We start from the raw sequence: 26,674 nt of genomic DNA on the forward strand, positions 1-26,674 counted from the left end.
ATCTCCTCACTCAAACCTAATTGTCTTCCCATGAGCTATAAACTAAGACCTTACCAGCAAGAAGCGGTAGAGCGAACCGTTTTGCATTTTAGAAAAACCAATGAGCCTGCTGTTATTGTATTGCCTACTGGTGCCGGTAAGAGTTTAGTTATTGCTGAACTTGCCCGCATTGCTAAACAAAAAATATTAGTACTCGCTCACGTAAAAGAATTAGTTGAGCAAAACGCACAAAAGTACAAAAGCTTTAATTTAGAGGCGAGTATATTTTCAGCAGGTTTGAAAGAAAAATCGCTTACTCATCAAGTTACCTTTGCTAGTGTGCAATCGTTATCTCGCAATTTAGATAAATTGAATGAGCATTATTCTTTACTTATTATTGATGAGTGCCACAGAGTAAACGGCGATAAAAAAAGCCAATACGGTAAAGTGATTAATGCGTTAAAAATACATAACCCTGAACTGAAAGTACTGGGTTTAACCGCAACGCCTTTTCGATTAGGTATGGGCTGGATTTACCATCATCATTATCATGGCTTTGTGCGTGGCAATAGCGAGAGTCCTTTTAAAAACTGTATTTTTGAATTGCCTTTAAGGTACATGATCAAAAATAATTACCTTACCCCTCCGAATGAAGTGGATGCTGCTATTAGCCATTATGATTTTTCTGCTTTGAATGCAAATGCATCTGGGCAATATACGACCGATGACATGAATGCGCTTTTAAAAAAGAGTACCCGTGCAACGAAAACTATTTTACAGCAAGTAATTCAATACAGTGAAGAGCGTGAAGGTGTTATGGTTTTTGCCGCCACGGTAATACATGCTCAGGAAATATTAAGCTACCTACCAGCTTATCAAAGTGCACTTATAACAGGTGATACGCCAAACACTGAGCGCGATAAAATCATTAAGCAATTTAAAGCTAAGCAATTAAAGTATTTAGTTAATATATCGGTACTAACAACCGGCTTTGATGCGCCTCACGTCGATTTTATTGCTATTTTAAGACCAACGGAATCTGTAAGTTTATATCAGCAAATAGTCGGACGAGGGTTAAGATTGTCGGATTCAAAGAAAGATTGTTTAGTTATTGACTACGCTGGTAACGGTTTTGATTTATTTTATCCTGAAGTAGGTGATAAAAAAGGTGATAGCGATAATGATCCCGTTCAGGTAGTTTGCCCTGGATGTGGTTTTGCGAATATATTTTGGGGTAAAACTGATTCAGCAGGAAAAGTAATCGAACACTTTGGTAGGCGCTGTAAAGGTTTATTAGAAGACGATGCGGGGCACAAAGAACAGTGTGATTATCGCTTTAGATTTAAAGAGTGCGAGCAGTGCGGCGCTGAAAATGACATTGCAGCACGAAAGTGCCACGATTGCGGTGCAGTAATGGCTGATCCTGATGACAAACTAAGAAATGCGCTTAATTTAAAAGATGCATTGGTATTAAGGTGCAGCGGGCTTAGCATTTCCTTGCTAAAAGATGAAATGATTAAAGTTACGTATTTTGATGAAGATGGTACAAGTTGCGACGAGATTTATAATATGGGTAATAAAGGTGCGCAATATATTTTTAATAAACAGTTTGGTAAGCGGGTAGGGCATGGGCAAATGCCAATAGATTTTAAATCGGCGCAGCAGGTTTTTGATGCACAATTTGATTTAGTGTCACCTGATTTTGTTATTGCTCGTAAAAGTAAAAAATATGGTTGGAAAGTAGCAGATAAGTTATTTGACTATAAAGGGAGTTTTAGGAAAGCGAATCAGTTAAGCCGTTAAGCTTAACTGATGAATATTTTAGACTAACAGCGTTTAAGCCTCTTCACTGTCCATTAATCCCCAGCCATCGCCATAGCCGTTAGAGCTATTGGCAATGCTTTCAATGTATTGCTCAGCTTGACCAAGTAATGTGTGCTCAGGCACCATTTGAACTTGAGCAATCACTTCCCAAACACCCGTTTCGGTGCATTTTTCAATTTTAGCATTTTGTACTAAGGCATCAGTGACGATTTCCTTTGCAAACTTTTCTGCATCAGCTTGTTGTTCAAATAAAATATAAAAATCAACTTGGTGCATTTTATTTAAATCGATGCCTTCAGCGGCTATTTCGGCTAAAAGTTGGCCGTTATCATCATCAGGAAATTGCATTAAAAAACTCATTAAATTATTTTGTGCTTGTTATCGCTATTGTAACCAAAATAAACGCATAAGGCGTACTAATTTTAATATTTGAATTAATGCTGGGCTCATTATTACTATGATAATATGCGAGCTGAAATCAACGACATTTTAAAAATATAAAGCAAAGGATATTTACTTGTTCAATCAGTTTTTACGTTGTATGTGTGTCTTCTTCATTTTTTTTAATACGCAGGCTTTTTCTTCTGAGAAAGTGATTGAAGATTATGAAATAAAAGGGCTTGGTGGCGAGCTAGAAAATAACGTTGCTCTGTATTTAAAACAACTCATTGGTGAAAAACCAACACGCACACTGCGCCGCTATGCTAAAAAACAAGTTGAAAACAGTATAAAAGCGCTAGGTTATTACAGCCCTGTTGTTGAGGTTGATTTTGACAAAAACGACAGCGACTTGATTGTTAAAGTTGAACGAGGCCCTGCAACCCGAATTGAGTCAATTAACGTTGCTTTAAACGGGGATGGTAAAAATGATGAAGCTCTTCAAGCATTAGTAAAAAACATCAATATTAAACAAGGTGATGTTTTAAATCATGGTATTTACGATTCAGCCCATAAAAAAATAGAGTCGATGTTATTAGAATTAGGTTATTTTGATGCAAAATGGCCAGCAAGAAAACTAGAAGTGTCGCTTAAAAAAAATAGCGCAGCTATTACGTTTTTAATTGATACCGGTGTGCGCTATCAGTTTGGTAATGTTGATATAGCGAATAAAACACCGGCTGCAAAATATATTCGATCTTTAGCGCCTTTCTCTGTGGGCCAGCCCTATAAATCAACGCTTATTGCCGATTACAATCTTGATTTATCAAGTACCCCTTACTTTGCAAGTGTGCGTGTATACGCTGATATTGCAGCACGTAAAAATAGCCAAGTGCCAATTAAGGTCGATGTTTTACACAAACCAGCAAATAGTTATGAAATTGGTGGTGGGTATAGCACCGATTTAGGCCCCAAAGTACGTTTTAAATGGTCTAAACCATGGATAACAGAAGATGGGCATTACCTCGAAAGCAATCTAAATGTGTCACAAAAGCAGCAAGACATTTCAATGGCCTACACGGTACCTATTGATGATCCTAATGATGACTTATGGCGCTTCTCGGTCGGTTACAAATTAGAAGATGAACTGACAAACGATACCTATAGCAAAATATTAACAGGGCAAGTCCAGCGCCAATGGTTGACTGAAAACAAGTGGGTAAGAACCGCATTTTTACGCCGCGACCAAGAAACCTATCGAATAGGCGATGAAGTAGAAAAAACCACTGAAATGCTAATGCCGGGCATTAGTTATGCACGTAAAAAATCGAAAGGGGGAACTACGCCTTATTGGGGAGAGCAGTGGTTGGTATCTGCTGAATTCGCTCTAGATGACATGCTCTCGAGTACTAATTTAATAAGAGTGCAATTGCAGCATGCTTGGTTGAGGACGTATTTAGATCGCCACTTAGTTTTTTTAAAAGCCAATGTGGGAGCCATGCTTGTTGATGATATAAGCAACGTACCATTTTCACTGCGCTTTTACGCCGGTGGTGATCAAAGTGTTCGAGGCTTTGCGTACCAGTCTATTTCACCAGAAAACGACGAAGGAGAATTGATTGGGGGTAAGTATTTACTATCAGCCACTGTTGAATATAATTACCAGTTTGCTCAAAATTGGCGAGCTGCTTTGTTTGTAGATGGTGGTACGGCAACAAATGATTTTTCAGACCAATTTGAAGTGGGTGCTGGGTTTGGCTTTCGCTATTTAACACCTGTGGGCCCTGTCAGAATCGACCATGCATGGGGCGTAACTAAAGACAGTAAAAGTACGCGTTTGAGTATTACTATAGGGCCTGAAATTTAATGTCAGTATTTAAAAAAGTAACCGCAGTCGTCAGTGCCATATTAGTGAGCCTTTTGGTTATATTATTTTGTTTATTATTTACCGCGCCGGGTAATCAGTTTATAGCTTACAGTGCTAATAAAGCAGTGGATGGTTTGAACATAGATATAAAAAATGGGCGTTTTTTATATAACGATACGTTTAACGTACAATTTAAGAACGATGGACTTGATTTTAACGCTCAGCAATTAAAGCTCAATTTATTTTGGTGGCAGTGCGATGGTATTTGTATAGATAACTTCAGCGCTAAATCTATAGATTTAACGTTACTAAACACCACAGAGTCACAAGAGCAAATCCCTGCACAGACACTTGAAAAAATCAGTTTACCTTTTAATATCGCTGTAAAAAACATTACGATAAATAAATTTACTCTAGAGCACCCAAGTGCAAAAGTAAGTGTTAATAACTTTAAACTTTCAGCAAGAGCAGACGATTCAAAGCTAACGGTTAAAAGTCTGAATATCCCCAGTATATTGGTTGCATTAAAAGAGCAAGACCCTAAAGCACAAACTGCGCAAAATACTCAAGCGCCCCTAACGCAGCTACCAGCATTGCCTAATATAGAATTTACGTCACCACTTGACTTAGTCATTGAAGAGTTTGAAATTGCTAAAGTCACGATTGAGCAAGACGAAATTCAGTATGTGATTGAGAGCATAGCGCTGCAATTAAGTGTGGAAGATGCAATTGTTAATTTAGAGTCATTATCAGCAAAGTATGAACAGTGGCAGCTTAATACGCATCTTAACGCAGAGCTTGCAGGGAACTTGCCCGTAAAAGGGAATGTTGTTTTACAAAGTGAAGAGCACCAAGCCAACTTGCAGTTGAGTGGTGATTTATCAAACTTAAACCTAAATTTAGAAACGCAGGGACAATACCCGCTCAATGTAACGGCAACAGCAAATTTAAAGCAAAAAAACTATCCGTTTGAGTTAAATGGCAAAATTAAACAGTGGCTTATTGATGCACAAAGTAATGAGCTTAAAGTGCAAAATGTTAGTCTTAATGCACAAGGTAATGCCGACGACTATCAGCTTACATTGCAGGCGAGTAGCCAACTAGGTGCGTACCCAGCGGTTGACTTAAATACCAAATTAAAAGGCAGTCTCAGCAAAGCAGCCTTACAAGCGCTAAGTATTAAAGCGAACGAAAGCAGTGCCACTATAAACGCTAATATTGATTGGCAAAAAGGCATACAGGCTAACTTTAATGGCACGCTTGCTAACTTAAAAGCGCAGTACTTAACTGATGCCATCACCAGTGATATTTCAGGTCAGTTTAAAGGCTCGTTTAATGCCGCTGACGATAAATGGCAGCTACAAATGAATAATACAACGTTAAGCGGATTACTTAACGACGTACCGTTAGAGTTCGCTTCAAACTTTAAGCTAGACAATACGTTAAAAGCTAATATTGATAGCTTTTATTTAACTAGCGGCATCAATGAGTTAGCATTAACCGGACACGTTGACGACACTTGGCAGGTTGATGGCAAAGTAATGCTAAAAAGTGATGATGAGGCTAATTTGCCATTTATTGCTAATGGCAATGCTGATTTAAAAGTGAGAGGGGATAGGCTTACTCCATCCGTTGACTTGGCGTTAATGCTAGAGAGCTTTATTTTTAATGAAATTAATATAAATAAACTGTCACTAAAAGGGCATTTAGATACCGCAGCCGATTGGCAAACCGATGTTGCGGTAAGTGTTGGCTCGGCACTTGTGGTCGAACAGCAAATTAACAGCGTAAAAATTGATATTAGTGGCGACAAAACAGATCACCAAGTTACCACATTAGTAGATGCAGAAAAAGGCGCTGTAGAGTTTGAAGTTAACGGAAAAATGAATAGCAGCGTATGGAATGGTGAAATAAGCAATATAACGTTGAGTGATAATAAATTAAGTTTTAGTAACACAAAAAAAATTGCCTTAATGGTAAACACACAAAATAATGACTTTGATGTAAGTGCGCATTGTTGGCAATCGGCGAAAAGTAAATTGTGCATAGATACTTTATTGCAAACGAATACACTTGGGCAGCTTAGTGCAAAGCTAAGTAACTTATCACTTGAAGAACTCAAGCACTTATTGCCCAATAATATTCGCACACAAGGCGACGTAAAGGGTGACTTTGCTGCAAACTGGCAGTCAGGTACGCTTAAAACATTACGCGCTAACTTAAACGCCAGTGAATTAACCGCAATTCTCACCTCAGAAGAAGACCGCTTTAAATTGCCAATAGAGACATTACACATCAGTGCGTTTTCAGATTCGCAAATAGGCAAGTTTGAGGCTAATTTAGAATCCAGTGTACTGGGTAAAATTACCACGCAAATAAATATCGATGATATACAAAATAAACAAAGTCTAAAGGGGAATGTGAATATAGATAAGGTTTTATTATCAGACATACAACCTTTCTTAGAAACACTTGAACAGATAAAGGGCGCTATCAGCGGGCAAGTGGCCTTAACCGGTACGTTAAAGGATCCTCTTTTAGATGGCGAACTGAATATTGAAGACATTAATTTAGCAGGTGAACAGCTGCCTATTGCTCTTGAAAAGTCGAATGTAAATATCTTATTTAACAAAACAACAGCAACAGTTAAAGGCAATTTAAACGACCCTCAAGGTGGCAAAATTAAGTTAAGTGGTGATATTGATTGGCAAGGCGAACAACCTATCGTTAACGTATCTGTATTAGGTGAGCAATTTTTTGTACGTGCGCAGCAAGGTGTTGTGTTTAAAGTATCACCAAATTTAAAAATAGGCTTAGCCAATAACGCATTAAAGCTTGTTGGTGAAGTGATTGTACCCTATGGCCGTATAGAGATTGAAGAGCTGCCAGAGGGGGCGGTACAAGTGAGTGATGATGAAATTATTGTGGATCAAAAATCAGCAGCAACTAAAAAGATGCCTTTTGATTACGATGTTGACTTAAAACTTATTTTAAAAAATGATGTGAAAGTAGAATCCTTTGGTTTGGCATCAAGAGTCGCTGGAGATTTAGCGATTAAAATGAGCCAAGGAGCGCCCACTATTGCAACTGGTGAGCTAAATTTAATTGAAGGGACTTACTTAGCATTTGGACAAGATTTAATAATAAGGACAGGTCAAATTGGCTTTAGTGGCTCTATAGAGCAGCCATACTTAAATATTAAAGCTATTCGTAATCCAGAAAATACTGCAAATGATGTTATTGCAGGCGTTACCCTTACAGGTACTATAAAGCAGCCAACACTTAAAATATTTTCTGAGTCTGCAATGGATCAAGCTCAAGCACTTGCGTATTTACTTAATGGGCAACCACTAGGAGAAGGTGACAGCTCAAGCGACGCTATGCTCACACAACTGCTACTTTCTCAAGGTGTGAGCCGAAGTGAGGGGGTGGTTTCTAAGGTGGGTGAGACGTTTGGTTTGTCGGATGTGAGCTTAAGCTCTAAAGGTACTGGCGATAACACCAAAGTAGAAATATCTGGTTATGTTGCACCTAGTTTGCAAGTAAAATACAGCGTTGGTATTTTTGACTCATTGAGTGAAGTGGCTGTGCGCTATCAATTACTTTCACAGTTATATATAGAGATAACCAGTGGGTTGTATCAAAATGTTGATGTGCTATATAAATTTGACTGGGAATAACTAAAATAATAATTCTAAGGATGTGAGTGATGAAAAAAATGATATTGTCGGTTTTGTTAGCCGCTTTACTAAGTGGTTGCGCTCAAATACGTAACAAGGACGTTACTAAACAATCGTTACCTTTAATGAGCGCGAGTGAGGTAGTTGCCAGTGCAACAGATAACGACTGGCGAGTAGTTGACGGTCAAAATATTTTAAAGATAACGCTGCCAACGGGCGATGCGTATATTGAGCTTAATGAACAGCTTGCCCCAAAGCACACTCAAAATATTAAAAAGTTAGCGCGAGAAGGGTTCTATAAAAATACTAGCATTTATCGGTTTGTTGAAGGTTTTGTCGCACAAGGTGGCGACAGCTCGAGTAAAAAGTTAATTAAAACGGCAGATAAAACAGTTCCTGCTGAGTTTTATTTAACAACAAATAAACCACTTTTAATTACTGAGCTAAATGGCGACGGATATGCGCCAGTTACCGGTTTTTTAAACGGCTTTGCAGTAGCTCAAAATTCAGCACATACGCAAACATGGCAAGTACACTGCAGTGGTGTGTTTGCAATGGCGCGCGATAACGATATAAATAGTGCGAGCACGGAGTTTTTTGTAACGATAGGGCAAGGGCCGCGTTATCTTGATAAAAATATTACGGTGTTCGGCCGAGTGCTAGAAGGGATAGAGCATTTTAACCGTTTAGCGCGTACACCAATTGAAGGTAAAGCATTTAATCCAATTACGAATATACAAGTGCTTGGCGATGTCCAAAGCGATAAAAGTATCTTTAAAGTAATGAAAACAAATTCACCGGTGTTTAAAAACTTGATCAGTGCTCGTAAAAACCGTAATGAACCTTGGTTTGTTAAAGCACATAACTACGTTGATGTGTGTGGCATGCCGATACCCACTAAGCGCGAAGTTATACCAATCCGCAATAATACTTAATCATTTTGCGGGGCTAAACGTGTCGCTATCTGCGTTAAAAAATTCTCATTTACGACTGCATGGATGCAGAAGGTAGAGCAATGCAGGAGCAATTGCCGAGAACAACTAAATAGCGATTTTTTTGCCTAGCTATCAACACGTTTTCCTAGCCTCAAAATAGCTCACTTAATTAAGCGAATTGGTATTAATTAAATATACAAATAGAAAAGGAGCCAAGGCTCCTTTTTCAACACTCATATTCCAGTGTAAAAAAACTTACTGACGATTAATTTTAACCGCGAACGGTGTATCGTTATAATCCGTAGAGCGATACGGATTTATATCAAGCCCACCACGGCGGGTATAACGTGCGTAAACCTCTAGCTCTTTAATATTAAGCTGCGTGGTTAAATCGCTATAAATACGCTCTACACATTGTTCATGAAACTCGTTATGTGTTCTGAACGAAATTAAATAACGTAATAGTGACTCTCTGCAAACTTTCTCTCCCGTATACCTAATAATAATGCTGGCCCAATCAGGCTGCGAGGTAATTAAGCAGTTAGATTTTAGTAAGTGGCTATGCAGGGTTTCAGTTACGAGTTCATCACGTTGTGATTTAAGCGAATGCGCGTCAATATGGTAATTATCAATTTCAATATCTAAGTCATCAATACATTCGCCAGGCAGGGGGGTGCATGGTAAGCAATTAAATTCATCAGCCTTATATAAGGTTACTTTTACGGGGCTGTTAACCGCGCTTGATAAGTCATCAATTAAGTGCTGTTTTACTACCTCAATGCTTTCAAATCGGGTTTGGTTAAAGCTATTCAAATAAAGTTTAAACGACTTTGACTCAATAATATGGCTGCTCTGACATTCAAAAATAAAGAGGGCGACAGCCACTTGTGGTTTGCCTTTAGCATTAAGCCATGAAAGCTCGTAACCAGTCCAAATGTCTTGTCCTTTAAACGGGAGTGCGGCTTCATCAATATTTAAAGCATCACGATTTAGCTTGCGTGCAATAGGGAAAAGCAAGCTCGGTGTATACACATCCACATACTCGGTAGATTGGCCTAATACACTGCCTTTTAGATCTGGAGAATTGCTGTAATCTGTCATGTTTGCTCTTAAATAGTTACAATAGGAGCATTATATCTAATTTGAATGAGTTTCACAGTATGTCTGTTGCTATGCAGTTAGCCCAACTTCACACACAATTTAGTGAAAAAACCTTTAAAAAAACCTCAAAATACCCGCTGATTGCTCATGATGAGCAGTGGCCAAGTCCGTGCGAAGTAGGAGAGGTAGACGAGCAAGGAAACATTCAGTGGCAGGGGGCTTTGCAGCAGCCTACGGGGTCACTAAACAATTTAGCCAGTGCACTTGAGCTTGAATTTCCAAAAGAGCTTAGTATTTTATACGGGTATATGTACGGCGGCAGTATTTTAGCCAGTATTGATGGCCACAAAGTGGAATTACTTCAAGCGTGGAATGAAGAAGACTTTAATTTATTACAACAAAATATAACGGGTCACGTTTTAATGAAACGTAAGTTAAAACAGCCAGAAACGGTGTTTATTGGTTTAACAGATCAAGATGATTTGCTGGTAAGTGTTTTGATTCACACCGGTGAAGTGTGTTTAGAGCACGTAGGCAAAAAAACACACCATGTACTGGCACCAAATATTGATGCTTTTTTAAAGTCGCTAGAGGTTTAGAGTCTATTCAACAATCAGCTCGGTGCAGTTAGCACCAAGCTGTTTTTGCTCATTGATTTAGCGTGATCACTGAAAATCCCACGATATATTAGATACTAAACCACACGGCTCACACCTAAAGTCGAATAACCCAAACCACGGCTCAGGTAATTTCCAATTGCCATTACAGCTAGGGCATTTTCGCTCAAGCTCAGACGCTTTATCTACACCGCCCACGCGGTATAAATAATAATAGGTCGGTTTTTTGGTTAAAAAGCTAATGCGTTTTGTTATGTCTTTTCCGCGTCTAAATAAGTCGCTTTTAATACTCGATATTTCTTCAAGTGCGGGGAATTCACAACGGGTTGCGCCGTTAATTTGAATTTGATCGCAAGCTTGCCAGTCCTCTTGCCACTTTATAAGTGTTTTGTAATCACCATTGGCAATTGCTGGAATACGAAATAACGGCACAGGTAAAAAGTCATCACCACAATAAAGTGGGCTGCAAGTGTGTACATACGTGGTATATAAAACATAGCTCGATGGCTCTTTACAGCAATCAGCCCCGTTGGAGTGAATATCTTGTCCAATTATTTTTACTTTTGGTGCAAGTAATCCAGCACTGTGTAATTTTTCGATACTGTGTTTAACAAACGGACTATTATTTAGCGGATGCATGGCATCTTCCGTCGGGCACATAACACGGGTAATAAAAAAGCCATCCTTTAAAACGGTTGGAAATTCTTCACCCATTATTTGACCATTAAAACGAAGCGCATTCACTAAGCGATTTATTGCTTGTTCGGCTTGCTCTAGGGTGGTGTCTTGGTAGCAATCAAAAGTTAAATCAACAACGAACATGTATAGTCTCAAATTATTTTTGTTCTAGCAGCGCAAGCAATTTATCGAGTTTTTGCTCAATTCTATCTAACTGACTGGTTTTAAGCTCAGTATTATCTGGCTGCTGTGGGTTTCTCATGAAGTTATTAATTGAATCAGGGTTATTTTTATATTGACTTACAGCAGCAATAATCATCGGCATGGGAACCGGTTGTGCCAAACGACTTTTAGTTAATGCTACAGTAGGAGTTTTGCCTTCACCAAGAAGGACTTTAATTGCATCAAATACAACTGAATTCATTAGGTATATAACTCTTTAATAAAATAAATACGCAGCATGTAAATGCTGCGCAGGTGCCATGTTAGCAATAAATAAGGGAGAGGGACATTAAATAAAATTACTTACTTTGACGAAGGCGTACATCTAACTCGTCAATTACTTCACTCCAATCACCGTCTTCTGCAAGGGATTCAGCTAAAAAGTGCTGTTGTGCTTCATCCCAAAAAGAAGCTTCTTGGAGCAGTGTTGTGTCTTGTAAGTCATGCGAGGCAATAAACTCATCTATTTGAGCTTCTGAGTTCGGTAACCCAAGTTGTGCAAATAGTGTTGTGATGTCGTGTTTCGTCGTGTCCATGATCTTGCTCCTTAAATGAATGAAAATTCATACTAGTACCTTACTGTATCTCTTGCTAGTTAAACTCTCGCTGAATTTACGGTTAATAATTTTAGGTATATAGTTAGGTATAAAGTTAAACAGCCTATAGCTAAAATAATAAAGGAAATACAATGAGTGTAGCCACACAAGCAGACACGTTCAGCGTACAGTATTTAGCGGCAGAAGATATTAGTACTGCAGCGAGCCTAATTTACCAGGCTTATCATGACGATCCCGTATTACAAAACATGCTCGGTCATAGTGAAGAAAATAAATCGGCTTATGAAAAAAAATTACGATCATTAATTCGCGAAGAACTCAGTAGTTTTTGGCAAGAGAAACAACCGCTTATTGGTTTATACCGTGACGATAAATTAAAAGCAGTGGCCTGTGTATTTGAATCAAATAGCCAACTGCAAGCCCAACGTTATTGGCACTGGCGATTAAAGTTGATGCTAAGTGCTGGTTATTTGCAGACCAATCAGTTAATTGAAAAAGAACAAACAATTAGAGATGCCCTTACAGATAAAGGTAATTACTACTTTTTAGCATTTATCGCTGTAGATCCGCATTTTCATGGGCAGGGGTTTGGTCGCTATTTATTAAGAGGGTTAGATGATTTAGTTAAATCAAATACTAATTCAACCGGTATGGCTGTATTTGTTACGCGTAAAGAGCATATTGAATTTTTTAAAACCGAAAAATTTGAAGCATTTAAACACCTTACTTTTAACCAAGTAGAGGGCGAGTTACTGTTTAAATCAATAATTGAGCCAGCTATTTAAAATTATAATGTAAGCCAATGCGCCCAAACGGACATAAGACCGTGAGATATATCTTACATTGTCGTGAGCATTCTCAGTTAAAGGCTATTAATAAGTAGCCTTTTTTCATTCAAGCTATTGTTATTTAAAATCTATTTTTATTTTTCATTTTTGTGACGTTTATTTATTTAATGTTAAGTCCTATTTCTCCCCCCTGATTGCTTTAAACTTCTCTTTGTCAAGACGACATAGCTCAATGACTGAGTTACTGCCAAGGATACGGAATAGGCAACATAGCAGAAGCTCGCAGGATGCAAAAAGGACAAGTTAACAAGGACGAACAGGAAGTGCATAATGCACTAAAGTGGCAGGAGCTACTAAAGGATTACAATGGACGATGCTACAGGATGTAGCCAAGCGTTAGTTTACGCAATTTGCCAAGGAGGCAAGAGGATAACGCAGGATGCAAAAATAGCAGGCGCTATTTAAAGGATTACCATGGACGATGCTACAGGATGTAGCCAAGCGTTAGATTACGCAGTTTGCCAAGGAGGCCAAAGGACATTGCAGGATGCAAAAGTGGCAGGAGCTACTTCAAAGGATTAACATGGATGATGCTACTGGATGTAGCCAAGCGTTAGTTTACGCGGGTTTGCCAAGATGGCTATGGATATTGCAGGATGCAATGTGAGGGTAGACAAGGTTGTTTACTCGTTCAGGGGATGATAATACGGATTTATAGATAACGGATATCTAGCAGGAAGCAGTCCAATTGGGGCGTAACTTTAGTTACGCCTTAGTTTTTTGTGTTGGATTAATTACCTATCTATAATGCCAGTATAATATAATACCAAACTGCATAAATCTTTGATCAATTTAACAAATTAAATTGCACTATAACGTCGTTAAAAATTTTCAATTTAGTACAACTAAATACAAAAATTTTTGCCTAGTTCTAACGTAATTTTTTTAACGTAAAATAGACCCATATATAGGCAAATTGGTATAACAAGGCTTATATTTTATGCGGCGGAACAACCACACTTTTCAAAAACTCATTCTCCATAATTAATACACCTTGATAAGCATTTTCACCATCGCTTGAAAATTCAAATATAAATTCACTTTTGATGCCTGGCTTGCCGTTCTTTAAAAAACCAAAGCGGCGTTTTGTGCATGCAACACTCATCAACTGCACCTGCAGTTGCTCACTTTGACGTTTAGCATGAACGTTCGCCGCTTCAGCAACCTTTCGGTTAAGCCAAAATAAGTAAATTACACTACCAATAAGTATGAACGTCCATAAACTTGCCATTTAAGAGAATAACCTTCCAATTGCACGCGCGAGGGTTTCGCTACGATTTTCTTTACGTAATAAGCCTAATAAATGCGGGCGAATAGTCGGTATTGCAACTAAGTCAGCAAAAATACTGGGAAACAATTCTTCAATTTTTTGATGATGTGCGCAATTATCCATAAATACATGTAAGCGTTCAGGGTTCTCTAATTGCTTAAAACACCGTCCAGCTATTGTTAATAATACATCAGAGTCTTGCCCCACCGGTGAGCTTAATACATTATCAACTAATTGAGCGCATAGCCCTTGAGCTTGACCTTTTGATGCAGATCTTAGTGCTGCGGTTATAGCCACTGTGTCGTTGTTACTAATTGCGGCCTGCGTGTAATTAACAAGTAACTCACTCATTGATGTTGGTATTTCAACGTGTTCAAGCATGGCACTGAGTGGTTGCAGTACTTCAACGGGCAAATGTGGCCATGCTTTTTGCAGATTACTTAAGTTTGTATCGCTGTCTAAGCGCAGTGCAAAATCGGCAATACCCTGCAGTGCAACACTTTGCCAGTTACCAAAACCAATCTTACCGCTAAAGTATAACTGCGCATGCTCGTAGTACTGCGACGCAGGCTGTTTTAATAGTACTTTTACTTGAGCGTTAAATGCCGCTAATTTATTTGCGTTTGGCGTAAAAACATAAGGGTTATTATCAAGCTTTCCATCGGCTTGCTCACCTGTAATTTCAGTCCCTAGCGCTTGAATAACCATATCAGCAAAGTGATCGCGACTAGCACTTACCAGCATACTTTGTTCATCAAGTGGGAACTTTAAAAACCATACATATGGCTCTTTACTGGCTTTAATATCCCAAAATTGAATGGCGAGCCATGCATGCCCTGCAAGTGGATAAGGGTAAGGCACTTGAGCTTGTTCAATAGCTAAAAACTGTTTTTTATCAAGCTTAGTAATGTGCCTGCCAATATCAAAAGCACGCCACTGAGTACCCGCACCATCTAAAAGCTGACCTAATGTAGCTATTTGATCACTCATTGTTTTCTCAACTGTTTTTACTGCAAAATTACATTAATTATACGCCATAGCCGCCTATGAGGGAACAGGGTATAATTGCATTACATATATAAAAGAGGGTGGTTATGTACCAGCAAACCCAAACTTATTTAGTGCAGCTAACGGCACTTTTACAAAAGCATGCGCTTTGGCAAAGTGAGCCAATAGACGCTGATGCACTGCTTTCAAACACTCCTTTTTGCCACGATACAATGGCGTTTGAGCAGTGGTTACAATTTGTATTTATTGAAAAAGTACAACAACTAATAATGCATAAGCAACCATTGTCACGTAACTTTGATATTGCCCCTATGGCGCAAATGACGCTTATGAATAAAGCAGGAAATGCTGAAATAATTGAATTGCTAACAGCCCTTGATACCTTTTTAGGAGAACCAAATGAGTGAGCGCCCAGCGCCTATTGAATATGGCGAGCTGACAATTTTGTATCAAGATGAAAACTATGTGGCTATAAATAAACCCTCTGGTTTATTAGTGCATCGCTCGTTTTTAGATAAACACGAAACCCAGTTTGCTATGCAAATGCTGCGCGACCAACTAGGGCAACATGTATTTCCAGTACATAGGCTCGATAGACCAACATCGGGTGTATTGCTGTTTGCACTGAGCTCAGAAGCGGCTCGCGATATGAACCAGCTATTTATTGAAGGGACCATTGCTAAGCGCTATTTGGCCTTAGTGCGTGGTTTTGCACCTGAGTCGGTATTTTTAGATAAACCACTGAAAGAAGAGCTCGATAAAATAGCCGATAAGTTTGCAGATCAAGATAAAGCACCGCAAGAAGCGCAAACTCAGTTTAATTGTTTGCACCAAGCTGCACTGCCTATTCCCATTGGTAAATACCCAACAGTGCGTTATTCGTTAGTTGAGTGTTTTCCAAAAACAGGGCGCAAGCATCAAATTCGCAGACACTTAAAGCACTTATCACTGCCTATCATTGGTGATGTGAATCACGGTGATAACCAGCATAATCAATTTTTTAGAGAGCATTTTGAGCTAAGACGGCTAATGTTATTTGCAACAGAGCTTAGTTTTGTGCACCCTTATAGTAATGAATCAATAACAATTAAAGCGCCACTAGGTGAAGACATGCTTGAAATATGTAAGCAGCTAGGTTGGCCAGAGCAAGAAAAGGATTATTAATGGCACATATTAGTATTTTTGTAGGCAGCGTTAATGGCGGTGCAGAGCGTTTAAGCGATGAAGTTGCAACCACAATTGAGCAAGCGGGTCATACTGCAACAGTAATTACTGAAGCATCACTTGATGATATAAAAAATGCATCGCATATTTTAATTGTTACCTCCACAACAGGCCAAGGTGATGTACCGAGTAATTTGGCAGGATTGTACTTTGCAATGAATAGCACTTTCCCAATGCTTACCGATAAACCGTTTGGTGTAATTGCAATGGGTGACAGATGTTACGGTGATACATTTTGTGGCGCAGGGCGTAGTTTTGACGAGCTACTACGCGATTTACAAGCAAAGCCTGTAGGCAACCGCCTAGAAATAGATGCCTGTGAAGATTTTGAACCATGGCCGGTAGCCGAGCCTTGGCTAAAGGTATGGCTAGAAAAACTACCAGCTTAACCTTTAACATTAAAGTATTGAAAAAGGAGCGCATGCGCTCCTTTTTGCTTTTATAGCTTTATAAATTAACTACTTCTGACATCTACTTTAAGTTTTAGCTTTTGGCCAGGTTGTAAGTATTTTTGACCAGCTAAATTATTCCACTTAATGATATCGTTAACAGCTAAGTTAAATTTAGACGCAATACGTGCAAGTGAATCGCCTCGGCGTACTTTATACGTAATCGTACGGTTGGTGCTGGCAATAGCACTTTGAGGCTTGTTTATTGATTTATAGACAGTAAGATTTTGATTTAAACGCAACACAGAATTTTTCTTCAGCTTATTCCATTTAGCTAATTCATCCATAGTCACATCGTATTCTCGGCTAATATCCCACAATGTATCGCCGCTTTTTACTTTATGGGTAAGTTTAGTTCGTGTGCTTTTATTTGCTGCTAAGCGCATTTGCTTTGGTAAATGCTCGCTATTTATTGCGCCATCAGTCAGCGGAACTAATAATTGTTGGCCTACTTTAATCGTATTTGACTTGAGTTTATTAAGCGAACGAATAGCGCTCAAACTTGTTGTAAACTTTTTAGCAATTACCGATAAGCTATCGCCGCGTGCTACTGTATATTGTTGCCAGCGTAAACGATCTTTAATGTCTGTTCGTGCCAGTTTTTGACTAAATTGCTCTGCTTTATCTACGGGCAATAATAAAGAATGAGGACCATTTGGATCCGTTGCCCAGCGATTAAAGCCAGGGTTTAGCCTGTATAGCTCGGTAAGCGTCATATCAGCCATATCGGCAGCCAGTGCTAAGTCGATTTGAGAGCCAACATCAACCACTTCAACTACTTGTGCATTAATAACAGGCTGCCATGTGACGTTAAAGTCATCTGAGCGTTTTAATAAATCAGCAAGGGCTAATAGTTTAGGCACATAGGCTGTTGTTTCTCTTGGTAAATCAAGAGACCAAAAGTCGGTAGGTAAGTGCTTTTTACGATTCTTTTTGATCGCGCGCATTAAACGCCCTTCACCCGAGTTATACGCAGCAATCGCATTTAACCAATCGCCTTCGAGTGTTTTATGTAAATACGATAAGTAATCAAGTGCAGCACGAGTCGATTGCACAATGTCACGGCGACCGTCGTACCACCAGTTTTGTTTTAAATCGAATCGCTCACCGGTTGCAGGCATAAACTGCCAAATGCCAGATGCACTGCGATTAGAATAACCAAACGGATCAAATGCACTCTCTACAATTGGCAATAGTGCAATTTCGATTGGCATCTCACGCTTTTCGACCTCTTCAACAATAAAATGCAAATAGGGCTCTGCGCGTTTGGAAATACGATCTAAGTAAGCTTGGTGCCTTGCGTAATAATTACGCTCTGCCACAACGGGGCGGTTTTGTGGTATGTCGATAGAAAGTTGATAGCGGATGCGCTCCCATACATCATCAAACACGGGGGCTTCTTGTTCTTCACTGTCAATTTGCTGATATTGTGCGTTTACCATCAATGCATTGTTAATATCGTTGGGACTTGCGCCGCCTAGCTGCTGATTTGCTTGCGAGGCAATTTGAGAGTCTGACTCTAAGGTTGTGACTGTTTGACAACCGCTTAGCGCGAACGCCAAGACTACTAATAGGGGAGGTTTATTCATAAATACCAATACATTGGGTAAAAAACTCGGCGAATACTACCTGTAATGAGAAAATATTGCCACTGGATGACTTTTTAACGCTAGGCTGAAATTATTTATCTATTTTAAGTCTATGATTTTAAATTAAAATGCGCTAAAAATTATCTTTGAACATCCTAAGACTAGCAAAGTTTTCCCAAGGTTCATTATTTTTTGTGAGTAATATAAACTCTTTTGGTACCTGCTCTGTCATTATTGGTAGGTCACTGCGCATAAATGGGTTTATTTTCAGCTCTTGCCCGATAGAGGTCGGTAGGGAAATTTGATTGTTACTACGTAATTCATCTATTTTTTTACTGTAGGCAAGGAGTTCAGGGTTGCGTGGTTCAACCGCTTTGGCAAAGGCAAGATTAGCTTGCGTGTATTCGTGTGTGCAATACACACTACAGCTTGCAGGCAGCGCTCTTAGTTTATTAAACGATTCCCACATTTGCTTTGGTGTGCCTTCAAATAATCGCCCACATCCACCGCTAAACAATGTATCACCTGTAAAAGCAAGTTCATCATTTGTATAGCAAATATGGTCAAGTGTATGTCCAGGCGTCGCTAAAATAGTAAAGTTAATATTAAGTACGCTAATGCTTTGACCATCATTAAGTGGGTGGGTAACGCCTTTAAACGGGCTATTAGCAGGGCCATAAACCGAGGTTCCTGAATAAGCGTTAACTAATGCAGTGACGCCATCAGTGTGGTCGTAGTGATGATGCGTAATTAAAATCCCACCAAGCGTTAAGTTATGCTGCGCTAAATACGTCAATACAGGCTCGGATTGTCCTGGGTCAACCACCCATGCTTGGTTACTGTTATCGGTAGTTAGACACCAAATGTAATTATCAGAAAAGGCTTTGATTGCTTTGACTTGCACCATTGTAAATTGCTCTATAAAGTGACACTTACCACATAGTATAACGAGCTCAAAAAATGAAACCAGCCCTTAGTTTTCAAGAAGGACCCAAACCACTGTCGTGGCAGCAGTTTCCTCATGGGGATTACTTGCGCACAGATATCGAACGTAAGATGGAGCAATGGCTGCCGCGTATGTTTGGCTATCATATGCTTAAGTTGGGTAATTTAAGTGGCGAGTTGAACACAAGCATAAGTATGATTAAACATCAGGTGTGCGTAGCAGAGCCAGGGCCTCATACAGGTGTTGTGGCAGATATCGATGAGCTGCCATTTTATGAGCACAGTATTGATGCCTGTATATTAAGCCACTGCTTAGAGTATCACTCAGATCCACATCATATTTTACGAGAAGCGCATCGCACGCTTATTCCTGGCGGCTATATATTAATTACTGGCTTTAATCCGTTTAGCTTGTGCGGGCTTGCACAAATGTTGCCTTTTAGTGGTCAAAAGCTGCCGTGGACAGGGCGCTTTTTTACCCCTGCGAGGGTTAAAGATTGGTTAAATTTACTTGGTTTTGAAATTGTTAGTGATGAACGTTTTATCTACTCATCACTGGCAAGAGGTAATAGGCTCTCAAGGTTTGAGTTTTGGCGTACATTTGCAAAGCAGTATTTAAAGCCTATGGGCAGTGTATATATGCTGGTGGCACGAAAAAGAGTGGCACCACTTACGCCAATAAAGCCTAAATGGCATGCAAGGCCGCAATTTTCACCTGTAAAAGGCGCGGGGCTTAGGCAAACATCAAAGCAGCATTACAAAACGTGCGACCAAGAAAATAATACCAATTGCATTAAATAAGTGATCTATTATAGCGCTAAGAAAATAGCACATTAACAAGGCGAAAATTGTGACATATAGTTGTTCTATATGAATCATTTTTAACGCAGTTAGTGAGTTATTTAATGCGATAGAATGAACATGTTTTTAATAAAATTGGGTAACAACAGCTAATTAAGGTTGGTAACCTACATCTTCTAGTAAATCTTTACTGCCTGCGGCATCGCGTGCTAAGTCGTCAACTATTTCGTTGTACTTGTGGCCGCTGTGCCCTTTAACCCATTTCCATGTCACAGTGTGTTCACTGCATGCCTTATCTAGGCGTTTCCATAAATCGACGTTTTTAACCGGTTTCTTAGCGGATGTTAACCAGCCACGTTTTTTCCAGTTAGTGATCCACGATTCAATACCTTGCTTAACATATTGGCTATCGGTTGTTAGGTTTACTTTGCATTCTCGAGTGAGTGATTCAAGGGCTACAATGGCCGCGAGCATTTCCATTCGGTTATTGGTTGTGAGTTTATAGCCTTGGCTTAATTCTTTCTCATGGGCATCGTAAATCATAAAAATACCATAACCGCCGGGGCCTGGATTACCTAAACATGAGCCATCGGTGTAAATCTCTACGGTTTTTTGCACTGTTTTACCTTGATTTTATGTACAATAAAGTGATTATAGAAAGATACCAGAATCAGGCTAAATTCGATATGGCACGTAGACAAATAGTTTTAGATACAGAAACCACCGGCATCGACCCTAAACAAGGGCATCGTATTATAGAAATTGGTTGTGTGGAGTTAGTAAACCGTCGTTTAACAGGCAATAACTTTCACGTTTATATAAACCCACAACGACCAAGCGAAGAGGAAGCAATCGACGTTCACGGTATTACTAACGAGTTTTTGCGTGATAAACCACTGTTTCATCAAATTGCCCAAGAGTTTTTCGACTATATTGAAGGGGCTGAACTAGTTATTCATAATGCGCCGTTCGATATTGGCCACATGGATAACGAATTTGCATTGCTTAATCAGGGCTATCCTAAAACGAATACATTCTGCCAAGTGCTCGACACGCTTAAAATGGCGCGTGACTTGCACCCAGGCCAAAAGAACAACCTTGATGCGTTATGCCGCCGTTACGATGTAGACAATGCTAAGCGAACGTTACATGGCGCATTACTGGATTCTGAGATTTTAGCCGACGTTTACCTTGCCATGACAGGCGGTCAAACAAAGCTAAACTTAAATCAAAATAAAGAGGAAGGCAGTGAACAACGAAAAGGGGGTATTAAGCGTTTAAATAGTGACAGAGCCCCACTAATAGTATTACGAGCAAGCGATGCTGAGCAAAGTGCACACGAAGCCCGATTAGATCTTGTAAATAAAGAAGGCGGCCAATGTATATGGCGCGCTGAATAAGGCGATATAATGAAAACGATATATTTTGTAACCGTGTTATGTGTTGCTAGTATTTTTACAAGCAGCGCGTACGGCGTTAAGCAAGTTGAACTATTAAAGCGCGACGGGAAACAAAATGAGATCCCTCTGCTGGATAATCGTTTTCGTATAGATAGCAACCTAGATAAAATAACATTGCTAATTTTTAGGGAACCAGGTTCTCCAGCCGTCGTTTTAGTTAGGCCCGATGGAAGTAAGTACTTAGTGAGTGAGCTTGCTAAAAACCTAGAGGTCGACTGGTATGATGAAATTAGTTACGACATTGTTAGTATTAAAAACCCTATGCCAGGCCCTTGGCAGGCCATAGGTAGGATCCGCTCTAATAGTCGAGTTATTGCATTAGGGAAAATAGATTTAGAAGTACAAGCATTCCCTTCTTTAATCTTTAGAGGCGAAACAATTAAAGTTACTGGCCAAATACTAAATGATGGCGAGCTGATCAATGCTGATTTTTTCAAAGATGTAGTTAACTTAGACCTTAGCTTTATTAGCACCAATAAAGAAAAATATGCAAATTTTGGGGCGGGTAGGGAATATGTTGCTACGTATAAAGATGATGGCTATGATTTAGATGAGCGTGCGAGGGATGGCGTATTTACAGGAGAGTTAACGTTTAGTTTTCCTGCTGGTGAGTGGACTCCCGTACTTTCTATTATAACGCCTCTGCTTGAACGTCAAATAGTGCAAAACCCATTAATCGTTCACGAACCTCCCCTAAGTTACGATATTGAGCTAGGTAAAGATGGAGACGATCATCTTCTAACAATTAATATCGATAACACAATGGTTGACCCTGCCACCGTAATTATCCAAGGAAAGATTTACTACCCTAACAACGAAGAGCAAATGTTTGTGATAGATGCGGTCGCTAATCAATCACGCCAACTAAGTGCCAAAAATTATGATTGGGGGCGATATAATATCGAATTGTCCATTTTTGGCACAAATATTAATGGTCGCGAATTTATGGCGACCCTGCCAACGTATAAATTTGAAGTTGCACGACCCATAGAAGTTATTCCAGAAATCGAAATACCCGCAATTAGTGAACCTGAGATAATAATTCAGAGCGAACCAGAAGAAGAAAAAATGACAGCGGCTATGCTAACGAGTCTCATAGTTGGTTGTAATTTAATCATTTTATTAATAGGTTGGTTATCCATTCGTGTATTCGTCCAGAAAAAATCGATAAAATTTAACGTGAAGCTGCCTTTTTTAAAGAAAAAGAAAGTGAGCGAAGACAAAGTTACCGACTCAGAAAAAAATCAACTTGGTAAAAACGGCTCAAAAAATGACAAATCAGGTGAAATTTTAAACCTTTCGATGTCAGATGACTAAAAAACCTATAAAAAAACAAAAAAGCCCTTGACGAAATAGGGGTTGGTTCGTATTATTCACGCCGCTGTCAGGGAGACCTAAACAGCAACGAAAATATGGAGTGGTAGTTCAGTTGGTTAGAATACCGGCCTGTCACGCCGGGGGTCGCGGGTTCGAGTCCCGTCCACTCCGCCATTTTCGAAAAAACTTGTAAGTAAAAGCTGGAGTGGTAGTTCAGTTGGTTAGAATACCGGCCTGTCACGCCGGGGGTCGCGGGTTCGAGTCCCGTCCACTCCGCCAACACTTACACAACGTATGGTTGTAAAACATATTCTTATTATGGAGTGGTAGTTCAGTTGGTTAGAATACCGGCCTGTCACGCCGGGGGTCGCGGGTTCGAGTCCCGTCCACTCCGCCAATAAGAAAAAATAACAGTTTAAATATGCGCTGGAGTGGTAGTTCAGTTGGTTAGAATACCGGCCTGTCACGCCGGGGGTCGCGGGTTCGAGTCCCGTCCACTCCGCCAACTATTTAAACGCTGTTATATTACAAAATTTGTATGCTGGAGTGGTAGTTCAGTTGGTTAGAATACCGGCCTGTCACGCCGGGGGTCGCGGGTTCGAGTCCCGTCCACTCCGCCAACAAATTAAGTAATAACAAGTACAATGATATTTCTGCGGAGTGGTAGTTCAGTTGGTTAGAATACCGGCCTGTCACGCCGGGGGTCGCGGGTTCGAGTCCCGTCCACTCCGCCATTTGATATCATGATTAAAATTAGTAAGTGCATTACCCCATGCACATACCACTGCGGAGTGGTAGTTCAGTTGGTTAGAATACCGGCCTGTCACGCCGGGGGTCGCGGGTTCGAGTCCCGTCCACTCCGCCACTTGTTATTTCCTCAATAATAAGTTTATAAAATCCTTGATTAAATAATTCAATAAAAAATTCTTTGGCTATCAGCTATCAGCTATCAGCTATCAGCTATCAGCTAAAAAATCGACTACTTACTGCTAACCTGCTAATATTCCTGCCTATTCTTTAATATTCAGCTTTTTATATCTGCATGAATAGCCAAGAATCTAGTCTCACTTTAAAAAAGGAAGCACTAAAATGAGCACATTAGGTCAACAACTAAAGCAGCTGAGAAATAATAAAAAATTGAGCCAACCTGAATTTGCAGAGCAAGTGGGTATAGAGCAAAGTTACTTATCAAAACTAGAAAATGATAAATCAATTCCTTCTAACGACATTTTCAGATCTTTACTTTTGGCATTAGATATCTCTATTGATGAATTTATGAAACCGCTTGCAGCTAGTCATGATAAAGCGAGGTTAATACAAATAGCAGATGTTGAACAGTGGCTTAAAAAACAAGCTGTTAATACTTCTGCTAAACAACGAACACTGATTTATTTAGTCATGTTTTTAATTTCGTTTGGTTGTGCATTATTTTATGTAGGTCATAAAAATTATGTGTTTAATGAACGCTTTTATGAGTATCGCTCTATTGGAATTATTAAAGCTGATGAACCACTCAATGTTTTCAATCATTGGAAAAATTATATAATAGATCCCAATGCTAAAAAGCGTGCAGAAAAACTTAAAGAGATGCTTGTTAGGCGTGTTGAGCTTTTTAAATTAATGGATGAGTATATTGGCGAATCATTTGTTGAAGAAGTGACTGGTGGTAAACGTGTTTATACAACAGATGCTATCCCACGCTTCACCTCACATGCAGGTAATAGCTGGTTTGAATTTATTGGACTATTTGCAGTTGTGTTTGGTTTAGCGCTTGCGTTATTTGAACCAAAATTAACGCGTCATCCATAAAAAGCTGCATGCGAACAAGCACACAGCCTTTATCTTAAATTTAGCCCATACTTGTATGGGCTAACGGACTATTTTAAATAGGTATCTAAAAAGTTTAAGTAAGCATTTGAGGCCGTAATACGGTTTTCTTTTTTACTAAAACCATGGCCTTCATCATCAAACAACACATATTCTACGGGTACGCCATTGGCTTTTACTGCCGCGACGAGCTCATCACTTTCTACTTGTAAAACGCGCGGATCGTTTGCACCTTGGATCACCATTAATGGTTTTGTAATGTTTTTAGCGTGAAATAATGGTGATATAGCACGATGGCGTTCCCCATCAGTTTCAGGATCGCCCATTTCATCGTATAGTGACTTTTTAAAGCTTTCCCACCAAGGTGGAATTGAGTTCAGCGTTCTCACCCAGTTGGTGACGCCAAAAATATTAATGCCGACTTTAAATTCTTCCGGTTCAAAAGCAAGCGCTGCTGCGGTCATAAAGCCGCCATAGCTGCCGCCCATAATACCGATTCTATCAGCATCAACCCAATCCAGACCTTGTAAGTGCTGCTTACCAAATACAATATCTTGTAAGTCGTCGGTGCCGTGCTTTTTATCATCTAGGTGGAAAAATGTTTTACCATAGCCTGAGCTGCCACGGTTATTAACGGCAAAAATGGCGTAACCGTGATTCACTAAATGTTGCTGCATGGCACTGTAACCGGTGCGGCTTTGCCCACCTGGTCCGCCGTGCACCCAAATAAGCGCAGGGACTTTATTTGTGCTGCTTGCTTGTTTTGGTTTGTATAAAACGCCAGGTATTTCAAGGCCATCAAAACTTTTAAAGCGAACGATTGTGCTTTCAACTAAGTCGTTTTGGTTAATTTCTTTACTTAGTGTATTTGTAAGCTGTTTTGCTTGATTGCTGCCAACTTGCCACACAAATAAATTACTTGGCGACGTATCTGAGTTTAGATAAAACGCCATCGTTTTTTCGTCATTTGAGAAGTTAACGCTGCGTAAGTTGCCTGCGGGTAATGTAGGCATCGCAATTTCTTTGCCTGTTTGGGTATCGATCACGGTTACTTTGGTGCTCGCGTCAGCATTTACACCACTTACTTGATAACGCCCCGATTTAGAGAAATAAATAAAACTCACATCCCAATCATCTTTTAATGCAGCGCTATGTTCACCTGTGGCTAAGTCATAACGCCATACCTGTGAAAACTCACCTTTAGCGTCTGTTGAGTAATATAAATAATTACTATCAACAGAGAAGGTGTCAGGGCTATATTGCGCTGGTGTATCATGCTTTGAAATTAACTGCGGTTTGAGTGACTTTTTATAGGTATCAAGAATAAAAGTATTGCTGTCTTTGTTAGTATTACTTTTGGATAGTGCAATATAACGGCCGTCAGGGCTGATTGCCCCCACATTTAAACCTAAGGTATTTTGATAAACCGGTGTTACTGCGTAGGTTTTACTATCAACTCGGTATAAGTCCATAAATTTAGCATCGCGCTTGTTACTGGTGATGAAAAATTGGCTACCATCGTTGGTAAAACCGGCAAAGCTGGCGCGGGTTTCATCCCCTGGCGTTAGATCTGTCATTGTGCCATCAGCTTCACGCACGTATACATGGTATCGTTCATTCCCACCTGAATCTTTGGTAAATAGCACTCGATCATCATTTGGAAAGTAACGCACAGGATAAGTGCTGTCCTCAAAGTTGGTTAAACGAGTTTTTCCGCCAGTTTTCGCATCTACTTCGTACAAGCTGTAAATACCACTTTCATCACTACTGACTAAAATTTTGTCGCCTGTTGAGGAGAAACTATTTCCTGTGATAGAGGTAGTATCAAAAAAGGTACCAGCGTCATAATTTTTAACTGATTGAGTTTGAGTAACTTGCGGATTCGCGGTGCTATTAAATACTGTTGACTGGCTACAACCAGCCAATGCCAGCGTTATCGCACAGGTAAGGCTTGCTAATTTTAAAGACTGTTTCATATCGACATCCTGTTGTTTATTGTTTTGAATTTTTAGTCTCACCTGAACACTTTTTAAACGCAAGTGATTACTGATTGTTAACTGCAACAAAGTGTTACAAAGGGTCTGTCGTTTTAAATATA

The 26,674-nt window shown here is 39.6% G+C and carries 24 protein-coding genes and 7 tRNA genes; 20 read left to right on the forward strand and 11 right to left on the reverse strand.

From position 1 onward, the window contains the following. Positions 1-30 precede the first annotated feature (30 nt). A complete protein-coding gene (locus ACJJVZ_RS08800) occupies positions 31-1,782 on the forward strand; it encodes a DEAD/DEAH box helicase (protein WP_405599813.1) in 1,752 nt (583 codons plus the stop codon). Positions 1,783-1,815: 33 nt separating this feature from the next. Here the strand turns inward: ACJJVZ_RS08800 and ACJJVZ_RS08805 are convergent, their stop codons facing one another. Continuing rightward, entirely contained in the window at positions 1,816-2,151 is a 336-nt protein-coding gene (locus ACJJVZ_RS08805; RefSeq protein ID WP_138586462.1) for a ribonuclease E inhibitor RraB, read from the reverse strand. Positions 2,152-2,320: 169 nt separating this feature from the next. Here ACJJVZ_RS08805 and ACJJVZ_RS08810 point away from each other — a divergent pair, with 169 nt between their 5' ends. Genes ACJJVZ_RS08810 through ACJJVZ_RS08820 form a run of 3 tightly spaced genes read left to right on the forward strand, consistent with a single transcriptional unit; the run spans position 2,321 to position 8,663 of the window. After that, entirely contained in the window at positions 2,321-4,048 is a 1,728-nt protein-coding gene (locus tag ACJJVZ_RS08810) for an autotransporter assembly complex family protein (RefSeq protein ID WP_405599815.1), read from the forward strand. Next, positions 4,048-7,728: a translocation/assembly module TamB domain-containing protein gene (locus tag ACJJVZ_RS08815; protein ID WP_405599817.1), complete on the forward strand. Its 3,681-nt coding sequence runs from the start codon at positions 4,048-4,050 to the stop codon at positions 7,726-7,728. Before ACJJVZ_RS08810 ends, ACJJVZ_RS08815 begins: the two co-directional genes overlap by 1 nt. 29 nt (positions 7,729-7,757) lie before the next feature. Further along, positions 7,758-8,663, forward strand: coding sequence for a peptidylprolyl isomerase (locus ACJJVZ_RS08820; protein WP_405599818.1), 906 nt, complete (start codon positions 7,758-7,760; stop codon positions 8,661-8,663). A 255-nt stretch (positions 8,664-8,918) separates the two neighbouring features. Here the strand turns inward: ACJJVZ_RS08820 and queF are convergent, their stop codons facing one another. Then, positions 8,919-9,764, reverse strand: coding sequence for an NADPH-dependent 7-cyano-7-deazaguanine reductase QueF (gene queF, locus ACJJVZ_RS08825; protein WP_405599820.1), 846 nt, complete (start codon positions 9,762-9,764; stop codon positions 8,919-8,921). Between the two features lie 59 nt (positions 9,765-9,823). Between queF and syd the strand changes: the two genes are divergently transcribed. After that, the gene (gene syd, locus ACJJVZ_RS08830) at positions 9,824-10,363 is read left to right on the forward strand and encodes a SecY-interacting protein (protein WP_405599899.1); all 540 of its coding nucleotides are present in this window, start codon (positions 9,824-9,826) and stop codon (positions 10,361-10,363) included. 66 nt (positions 10,364-10,429) lie between these two features. On the opposite strand, the gene ACJJVZ_RS08835 is transcribed toward syd, so the two are convergent. The 3 genes from ACJJVZ_RS08835 to ACJJVZ_RS08845 form a co-directional block, all read right to left on the reverse strand. Then, a complete protein-coding gene (locus ACJJVZ_RS08835) occupies positions 10,430-11,203 on the reverse strand; it encodes a Zn-ribbon-containing protein (protein ID WP_405599822.1) in 774 nt (257 codons plus the stop codon). A 13-nt stretch (positions 11,204-11,216) separates the two neighbouring features. Next, positions 11,217-11,483 (reverse strand): hypothetical protein, encoded by a 267-nt coding sequence (locus ACJJVZ_RS08840; protein ID WP_193154423.1) that lies wholly within the window; start codon positions 11,481-11,483, stop codon positions 11,217-11,219. A gap of 97 nt (positions 11,484-11,580) precedes the next feature. Next, complete coding sequence (locus ACJJVZ_RS08845; RefSeq protein WP_405599825.1) at positions 11,581-11,817, reverse strand: DUF2789 domain-containing protein; 237 nt, start codon at positions 11,815-11,817, stop codon at positions 11,581-11,583. Between the two features lie 152 nt (positions 11,818-11,969). Between ACJJVZ_RS08845 and ACJJVZ_RS08850 the strand changes: the two genes are divergently transcribed. Then, complete coding sequence (locus ACJJVZ_RS08850; RefSeq protein ID WP_405599828.1) at positions 11,970-12,623, forward strand: GNAT family N-acetyltransferase; 654 nt, start codon at positions 11,970-11,972, stop codon at positions 12,621-12,623. Positions 12,624-13,617: 994 nt separating this feature from the next. On the opposite strand, the gene ACJJVZ_RS08855 is transcribed toward ACJJVZ_RS08850, so the two are convergent. Next, on the reverse strand, positions 13,618-13,917 hold the full coding sequence (locus ACJJVZ_RS08855; protein ID WP_002963032.1) for a DUF3301 domain-containing protein: 300 nt from the start codon (positions 13,915-13,917) through the stop codon (positions 13,618-13,620). Further along, a complete protein-coding gene (locus tag ACJJVZ_RS08860) occupies positions 13,918-14,946 on the reverse strand; it encodes a DUF3549 family protein (RefSeq protein ID WP_405599831.1) in 1,029 nt (342 codons plus the stop codon). It abuts the gene before it with no gap. Between the two features lie 104 nt (positions 14,947-15,050). On the opposite strand from ACJJVZ_RS08860, the gene ACJJVZ_RS08865 reads away from it, so the two are divergent. The 3 genes from ACJJVZ_RS08865 to ACJJVZ_RS08875 are packed head-to-tail and all read left to right on the forward strand — an operon-like array spanning position 15,051 to position 16,577. Then, the gene (locus ACJJVZ_RS08865) at positions 15,051-15,371 is read left to right on the forward strand and encodes a YqcC family protein (protein WP_405599833.1); all 321 of its coding nucleotides are present in this window, start codon (positions 15,051-15,053) and stop codon (positions 15,369-15,371) included. Beyond that, positions 15,364-16,128 carry a tRNA pseudouridine(65) synthase TruC gene (gene truC / locus ACJJVZ_RS08870; protein WP_002963028.1) on the forward strand — a complete coding sequence of 255 codons (765 nt, stop codon included), beginning with the start codon at positions 15,364-15,366 and terminating at the stop codon, positions 16,126-16,128. Before ACJJVZ_RS08865 ends, truC begins: the two co-directional genes overlap by 8 nt. Then, positions 16,128-16,577, forward strand: coding sequence for a flavodoxin (locus tag ACJJVZ_RS08875; RefSeq protein ID WP_121954066.1), 450 nt, complete (start codon positions 16,128-16,130; stop codon positions 16,575-16,577). The genes truC and ACJJVZ_RS08875 overlap by 1 nt, the downstream gene beginning before the upstream one ends. 65 nt (positions 16,578-16,642) lie before the next feature. On the opposite strand, the gene ACJJVZ_RS08880 is transcribed toward ACJJVZ_RS08875, so the two are convergent. Together ACJJVZ_RS08880 and gloB are read right to left on the reverse strand one after the other, a co-directional pair. Further along, on the reverse strand, positions 16,643-18,226 hold the full coding sequence (locus ACJJVZ_RS08880) for a LysM peptidoglycan-binding domain-containing protein (protein ID WP_405599837.1): 1,584 nt from the start codon (positions 18,224-18,226) through the stop codon (positions 16,643-16,645). 133 nt (positions 18,227-18,359) lie between these two features. Further along, positions 18,360-19,133 (reverse strand): hydroxyacylglutathione hydrolase, encoded by a 774-nt coding sequence (gene gloB, locus ACJJVZ_RS08885; protein ID WP_405599839.1) that lies wholly within the window; start codon positions 19,131-19,133, stop codon positions 18,360-18,362. A 53-nt stretch (positions 19,134-19,186) separates the two neighbouring features. Between gloB and ACJJVZ_RS08890 the strand changes: the two genes are divergently transcribed. Next, entirely contained in the window at positions 19,187-19,972 is a 786-nt protein-coding gene (locus tag ACJJVZ_RS08890) for a class I SAM-dependent methyltransferase (protein WP_193154410.1), read from the forward strand. Positions 19,973-20,125: 153 nt separating this feature from the next. Here the strand turns inward: ACJJVZ_RS08890 and rnhA are convergent, their stop codons facing one another. Then, a complete protein-coding gene (rnhA, locus tag ACJJVZ_RS08895; protein WP_077537534.1) occupies positions 20,126-20,590 on the reverse strand; it encodes a ribonuclease HI in 465 nt (154 codons plus the stop codon). A gap of 68 nt (positions 20,591-20,658) precedes the next feature. Between rnhA and dnaQ the strand changes: the two genes are divergently transcribed. The 10 genes from dnaQ (at position 20,659) to ACJJVZ_RS08945 (ending at position 24,558) form a co-directional block, all read left to right on the forward strand. Beyond that, positions 20,659-21,372, forward strand: coding sequence for a DNA polymerase III subunit epsilon (dnaQ, locus tag ACJJVZ_RS08900; protein ID WP_182703350.1), 714 nt, complete (start codon positions 20,659-20,661; stop codon positions 21,370-21,372). Between the two features lie 9 nt (positions 21,373-21,381). Next, positions 21,382-22,749, forward strand: coding sequence for a TIGR03503 family protein (locus tag ACJJVZ_RS08905; RefSeq protein ID WP_405599842.1), 1,368 nt, complete (start codon positions 21,382-21,384; stop codon positions 22,747-22,749). Between the two features lie 97 nt (positions 22,750-22,846). Further along, positions 22,847-22,923, forward strand: a tRNA-Asp gene (locus tag ACJJVZ_RS08910). Positions 22,924-22,951: 28 nt separating this feature from the next. Beyond that, positions 22,952-23,028, forward strand: a tRNA-Asp gene (locus ACJJVZ_RS08915). Positions 23,029-23,069: 41 nt separating this feature from the next. Continuing rightward, positions 23,070-23,146 (forward strand) — tRNA-Asp (locus tag ACJJVZ_RS08920). 31 nt (positions 23,147-23,177) lie between these two features. Continuing rightward, a tRNA-Asp gene (locus ACJJVZ_RS08925) sits at positions 23,178-23,254 on the forward strand. A 38-nt stretch (positions 23,255-23,292) separates the two neighbouring features. Then, positions 23,293-23,369, forward strand: a tRNA-Asp gene (locus ACJJVZ_RS08930). A gap of 37 nt (positions 23,370-23,406) precedes the next feature. Further along, positions 23,407-23,483, forward strand: a tRNA-Asp gene (locus ACJJVZ_RS08935). Positions 23,484-23,537: 54 nt separating this feature from the next. Beyond that, positions 23,538-23,614, forward strand: a tRNA-Asp gene (locus ACJJVZ_RS08940). A gap of 224 nt (positions 23,615-23,838) precedes the next feature. After that, positions 23,839-24,558: a helix-turn-helix domain-containing protein gene (locus tag ACJJVZ_RS08945; RefSeq protein WP_405599845.1), complete on the forward strand. Its 720-nt coding sequence runs from the start codon at positions 23,839-23,841 to the stop codon at positions 24,556-24,558. A 68-nt stretch (positions 24,559-24,626) separates the two neighbouring features. Here ACJJVZ_RS08945 and ACJJVZ_RS08950 read toward each other — a convergent pair whose 3' ends face one another. Next, a complete protein-coding gene (locus ACJJVZ_RS08950) occupies positions 24,627-26,552 on the reverse strand; it encodes an alpha/beta fold hydrolase (RefSeq protein WP_405599847.1) in 1,926 nt (641 codons plus the stop codon). Positions 26,553-26,674 lie beyond the last annotated feature (122 nt).

The sequence above is a fragment of the Pseudoalteromonas sp. Ld19 genome (genome assembly GCF_045064135.1).
GTDB lineage: Bacteria > Pseudomonadota > Gammaproteobacteria > Enterobacterales > Alteromonadaceae > Pseudoalteromonas > Pseudoalteromonas aliena.